General features: G+C 62.2%; 4 protein-coding genes and 2 pseudogenes. 2 read left to right on the top strand and 4 right to left on the bottom strand.

All coding sequences use genetic code 11. The annotated features are described in order from the left end of the window. Positions 1-122 precede the first annotated feature (122 nt). Together AC0L3K_RS36900 and AC0L3K_RS36895 are read right to left on the bottom strand one after the other, a co-directional pair. Positions 123-440: a DUF736 domain-containing protein gene (locus AC0L3K_RS36900; RefSeq protein ID WP_009859453.1), complete on the bottom strand. Its 318-nt coding sequence runs from the start codon at positions 438-440 to the stop codon at positions 123-125. Positions 441-1095: 655 nt separating this feature from the next. Then, a pseudogene (locus AC0L3K_RS36895) lies at positions 1096-2023 on the bottom strand (ArdC family protein). 82 nt (positions 2024-2105) lie between these two features. On the opposite strand from AC0L3K_RS36895, the gene AC0L3K_RS36890 reads away from it, so the two are divergent. Continuing rightward, complete coding sequence (locus AC0L3K_RS36890) at positions 2106-2327, top strand: hypothetical protein (protein WP_157158513.1); 222 nt, start codon at positions 2106-2108, stop codon at positions 2325-2327. A gap of 35 nt (positions 2328-2362) precedes the next feature. Here AC0L3K_RS36890 and AC0L3K_RS36885 read toward each other — a convergent pair whose 3' ends face one another. Next, positions 2363-2950, bottom strand: a complete 588-nt coding sequence (locus tag AC0L3K_RS36885) for a hypothetical protein (protein ID WP_009859452.1) — start codon at positions 2948-2950, stop codon at positions 2363-2365. A 684-nt stretch (positions 2951-3634) separates the two neighbouring features. Here AC0L3K_RS36885 and AC0L3K_RS36880 point away from each other — a divergent pair. Next, entirely contained in the window at positions 3635-4426 is a 792-nt protein-coding gene (locus tag AC0L3K_RS36880) for a hypothetical protein (RefSeq protein ID WP_473367910.1), read from the top strand. A gap of 601 nt (positions 4427-5027) precedes the next feature. Here AC0L3K_RS36880 and AC0L3K_RS36875 read toward each other — a convergent pair. Continuing rightward, positions 5028-5659: pseudogene (locus AC0L3K_RS36875) on the bottom strand (tyrosine-type recombinase/integrase). Positions 5660-5885: the final 226 nt, after the last annotated feature.

Raw genomic sequence — 5885 nt, 5'->3', positions numbered from 1 at the left:
CCGTGCCGGTCCCCCCCCAAGCGGCCGGTCACGGCATCCGTGCCACGTTGAGGCCCCCCTGGCCCACCTAACCCCTCGGGGGTGACGCCCCCGCCGCGCGGGGGGGCCACCTGCGCGGCGTCTCAGTCGCGACTCGGGCGAGACCAGATGAGCGAGTGGCCTTCCTCGCCTTCGACCTCGACCAGCGTCGCGTAGATCGGAGCCGGGAAGCTCGGGTCGTCCAGCTTGACCGAGTGGTACTCGCGGCCAGTGTCCTGGGACTTCTTCTTCCACATGGCGCCGAACTCGATGTTCGCGCCCGCGAAGATGCGGTAGTCCGGGGCCTTGTCTGAGGTGCGTTCGGCCGGAACGATCTTGGTCTTGACGGTGCCTAGAGCGAGGGTCTTGACGGTGCCGACGAAGCCGTTGCCGTTGACGGTGAAGTTGCCGATTGTAGCCATGTTCGTGTCCTCTTTCGTTCTCGGGCCGCGACCATCGCGACCTCGATGGCTGTCGTTGATCGGAGGCGATCGGGCTGCACCCGAAGGGCCGCCACGCAGTAGAGGACGGCCAGGGTGAGGCTTTCTTGTCTCGCGAGGAATGGGCGCGCAGCGGCCAGGGGAAGAAAGCCGAGAACGGCCGTTGCGGTCTTTTGATCGAGGCGGAGCGCAGCGACGACGGCCTTCGGTTAGACATGCCAAATCGAGGACGCATTGGGCGCGACAGGCCGAACGGTGAGGATACGGCTGAGCCACAGGCAAGCCACACCGCACGACGACGGGCGCGTTGGTGAAAGGCACTCGCGCGCGCCGCGTAAGCTTTCCGCCAGTCCAGCGGACGCAATAACAACCCCGGACTGTCGTATCGTGATCACACCAGCCTTCTGCGGCTTCGGAAAGACGCTCGCCCAGAAACAGACGGGCATCTCGGAAACCAGAAGAACCGGCCCGGCGCATCTCGCCTACGCCGTCGGGATGGGAAGCACCGCCTCTCCAGCCGCCGGCACAGGCATGACGACGCACAAAGGAAAGGCCTCCCGCCGTGAGATGAGGCCTTCGTCATTATCTAGAAAGGTGAACGATGAGCGCAAGCGGCCGAGACACGGATCGTTGCGCCTCATGCCGCTTGGTCGATCTCGGCCGGCTTGGGTTGAAGATCGTGCAGATAGGTGACTGCCCGCTGAGCGTGGGCGGTCGCGGAAAAGATGAAGCGCTTCTCGTTGGACAGCACCTCCAACCACGACGCAACATAACTTGCGTGATCGGCGCGCGGCTCGAGTTCGGGTACGATACCAAGATCCGCACTGAGGAAACACGCTCCGAGCTCCGCGACCAACTCTTCGCGCGCCCGCTCATTGCGATCCTTCGCGTAGCGGCTGAGATCGCGATTGACGCGATGCGCCGGCGCAGTCCAATGCACGCATTCATGCGCGAGCGTGGCGGCATAGCTCTCGGCGTCACGGAAACTTTCGAATGGCGGCATCTGGATGATGTCGAGCGATGGTGCGAAGAACGCCTTGTCACCGCCATGCCGGATGGTCGCGCCGGTGTTGGCGAAGAAGGCGTCCACATGCGCGATGCGCTGCGCCGGCGTGATGGTCGGCGCCGGGCGACCCGTAATAGTGATCCGGCAGGTCGTCGATCTGGTCGACGCAAAACACGGTATAGGCGCGCAGGAACGGAACGGTCCGTTCGATGTCGTCGCCATGGTCATCGGTCTCGGTCTTGGTGATCTTGTTGGCGTAGACCACCATCGTTCCGGTCTCGCCCTTGCGGACGTGGCCGCCGAGCTCGAGTGATTGCTTGAACGTCATCCAGATCGGTGACGTGAAGCCGCGCGCGACGGCTTCCGACCACAGCAGCACCACGTTAATGCCCTGGTAGGGCATGCCGTTGTGACGCAGCGGGCGCGTGATGCGCTCAGCCGCGTTGGCCGCATTCCATGGCTTGACCCACGGACGCACACCGCGCTCAAGGTCTGCGACGATGCGATCGGTGATCCGCGCATAGATGTCGGCGCGGGGTTTGGTTTCCTTACCAGTCATGATCCTAACCTCCGTTGGAGGCCGCGCCCGTCGCGGCCCGTCACGGCGGTCCGCTGCGAAGGCCTGCGGGGCCGCGCATCCGGTGACGCTGGTGGTCGGGGTGAGGGGAGAGACGCCGGACCGGAACGCAGTGGAGGACGGCAAAGCCGTTGCGCTGCCGCGCCGGCCGGAGCATCGACCGAAAGCCGGTACGGGCCGCGACGTGCGCTCCATCCCGATTCATTTCTCTTTGCTCGTTTGCGCCGCCGCGCCGTGCGACATGAAAACGGCCGGCCCGCAGGGACCGGCCGATATCCGATCGTGAAAGAGAATGGCGGGGCCGAAGCCCCGCCGGCGGCGTCACCCGAACGCCGCCATCTGAACCTCGGCCGCCTTGCGGCTGACGGTTTCGCCCGGCTGGTCGGGCTGGCGCTCGAACGGCTTCCAGCTCTCGCCGACAACGTGCTCGTAGGCGGCGATGGCGCCTTCGGCCGCCATGCGCAGTGCGTGTGCCTGAACGGCGACCTCGGCGGCGAATTCGCGCTTGCGCTGGGCCGCGGATTCGAACCCGACAGGTCCGTCGAGGTCCTCGTCGCGCGTGTCGTTGGCGAGCTTTGCCGTCGCCTCGCGCGCTTCGGTGACGGCGCGGCTGTAGAACTGCCCGGCGCCGTGGGCCGAGCCGACATAGGAGCCGACGATTCGCTGCAGGTGGATCTGCATGGCGCGTTCGTTGACGCCTTCGCCGAGCGCGTCGGCGGTCTCGCTGATGAGCCGCTGATGCAGGTCGCGGATGCCGTCGCTGTCGAGGACGGGGAGGCCGAAGCTCTCGGCGATGCGGGTGGCCTGGGCTGCGTCCGGGCAAACGAGCCGGACCATTTCGATGGTGGTGCCGCGGCGAAGCGGGACGACGCGGACGTTGGTGCGGGGTGCGCGAGCGGTCTTGGTCATGGTGAAGTCCTTTTCTGGTTTCGCCGTCGGGTTTGGTCTGGCCCCTGCCGGCTCTCCCCTCGGGTGCGGTCGCCCAGCGCCGCCGGGATGAGGGCCGCTTCAAGGTCCGGGGACCGCCAGGCGAGCGAGGTTCGGTTGCGGACAAGCGGGGCCACGCTACTGGGCCCTGCGCCGGACGCGGCCGGGCCTTGCCGAGATCGGCGGTCTCCGGTCGCTTGCGACTTGGCCTTGAAGCGGACCGCCGGGGGCGCAGACCGCAGCAAACCCGAGGGAGGCGACAGGGTTGGGGCCGGGTTGACGATGCCGGAAAGATCCTCCAGCCAGACCGCCGTCGTGGCGCCATGCTCGCGACGTTCGCTCAAGCGCGCCGGGAATTCAGGCGGGGTCCCGCCATGCCGCCGCGCCATGCCGCTTCCCCGGACGACCGATCGGGCGGAGTGGGACATTCGTCCGTGCGATGCGCGCGCTCCTGGTCGTCAGGAGCGGGTCTTGGGCGCGCGCTCAATAAGCGCCGCTTCTCGGGGTAAAGCAGACCAAGGTAGGCGAGATCAGCATTTCGCCTTCTGACCCACAGCGGACCTCGCTGTTCATGGAAAATTGAGTAATTGCCCGGTTCTTGGTTGACGGACTAACCAACTGCAACCAAGAAGGTGTGCCTCAGTGGAGGCGAGCCGAGCAGGGAACATGCCTGAATTTGGACGTAGGCAATACCGCGAGACTCACGCCGAAACATCCGACGTGATGAAGTGGGTCATTTCCTCCGCGGTCGCGGTGCTGATAGCGGGCCTATTCCTCAGTTACCGATTGTTTATTCATCCCGGCAATCCAGATCCACTTTTGAATAAGCGGGGGTCATTTGCAGAGATGGTACAACGGAATGCGTTTAGCGCAGATCAACTGCTTGAGCATCCGTCCAGTAGCACCACGGTGGTTTTGATCCCTTTTGGCAAAAAAGTATACAAGGTGCCGCGCAATTACCTCGTGGATCTAGATCGGTCAGCTGTCGCCCCCAATCCTCTAACGACGACGTTCGAAATTCACGTCCTGCTCCCCGGCTTGACGCCTAGGAACGCGAACAATGCTGATGGATTTATTGAGCATCCATATCGCGACGGCTTCCATGATCAGCTGAGCGCAACGATCCGAGGAGGACAGGAAGAGTTGGATTTTTCCGAGCGAAAGCGACAGTGGGAGAGTCGGTGTGAACAGAAAGGCCAAGGTCAGTTTCGAGAGGTCGAATCCGATTACAAGCTATGCCAGGCGGATTCCGATTTATTTATGAGAGGTACGACCGAGGGACCTCTGATTTTTGCCTGCAACAAGATCTCCGACAAGAATCCTTACTGCACTCTCGCCGAGCACACCGGCGCAGAATACGGCGTTCTGCATTTAGAATTTAGTCGCAAATACGTTTCCCAAGCGGACGAGATTAGGAAGCGGTTTCGTGCGCTCCTCGATTCTTTCGCCGAGAACTAAGGCTGTTTTCGATAACGCCTCACAGGCGCGATGGGTGCCCGGCATGGATGTACACACAGCAAGGCCTCTCTTCAAGACGGTCGGCTTAGTATTCGGGTTGTTCTGTCTTCTTATGACCTATGCTTCGGGCGTTCGTCTTTACGAACTCATGCTCGGCGGCCGATCCATCCCACAGCACGGGGTAGGTCTTGTGTTGGACATCGGCGGGAATGTCCTCCTTTTAGGCATGAGTTGCTTCGGAGTGATTGCGCTACTGCTTATTGGCCGAAGGGGGTTGGACGGAGTTGTCGGAAACTGGCCATATGTCCTTCCCATCGTGTTGGTCGCGGTATTTTGCGCTACGATGGCCGCTGCGTTCGGCGCCAGAAGGATGACCTGGGTTCTTCCTGCGGCCAGTTTGTTCGGCCTCGTCGGGTTATGGGTCGGATGGAGTGGTCTTAGACAGCATGGATTGCCCATCGCTACCCGCGTCTCGGACATGTCTCTGATCCGAAGACAGAACGAGACCAATCACTGACAGGACATCCCGCAGCTATGCCCGCTTGTGGCCCGTAGCCGTCTATGAGGGCAGCGCAGAGTACGTCTGCTCCGCCCCCGAAGTTCAGACGTCAACTTGTTCCGCTATCGCGAGGGCGTCGTCGACCTCGATGCCTAGATATCGGACGGTGCTCTCTATCTTGGTATGCCCCAGTAGGGCTGTACGGCTCGCAGGTTGCCGGTTCGGCAATAGATCAAGGTCGCCTTGGTCCGGCGAAGGGAATGCGTCCCGAACAAGTGCGGGTCCAGTCCGATATCAGCGATCCAGTGAGACAGGAGCCTGGCGTACTGGCGGGTCGTCATATGTCCACTCCGCCGCCGGCCAGTGAACAAGTATTCTCCTGACTTCTTGCCAGTAAGCCGCAGGTAGTCGTCGATTGCCTGCCGGGTCGATTCCGTGAGTTCGAATTTGACCGGCCGGCCGGTCTTCTTTTGTCGGACGGTCGCGCGGTCGGCGGCATATCCGCCGGGCGCAAGGTCATCGACCTTCAAGGCTACGACGTCGCAGCCGCGCAGCTTGCTATCAATGGCGACGTTGAACAGCGCCAGATCGCGCATTCGGCCTTCGACCTGGAGCTTGGTTCGGATTGACCAGACGTGCTTCGGACGGAGCGGCGGCTTTGCGCCGACGACCTTGCCCTTGTTCCAAGGAACGTGTTTCGAGACAGCAGGGATGGTGCTTGGGATATCGGTCATGTTGACCTCCTCAGCTAGTGAGGCTGGTCATTTTCGATTCGGAGACCTTCCAATCCGACGTCCGCTTCTAGACGATTGAAGACGTACTTGCATTCAATTCAAACGATGGCAGGACCGATTTTGACCCGAATGTATGGTCCGGCCGCGCGTTGCAAGAGGTTTCGTCAACCTGGCAGATGCGGTCTTGCATCAATGTATCCGGCCTCTGATTGGAGCGTGTTGTGCT

This window comes from Bradyrhizobium sp. MI1.10 (genome assembly GCF_055811035.1).
This window is presented reverse-complemented; position numbering and strand designations above follow the sequence as displayed.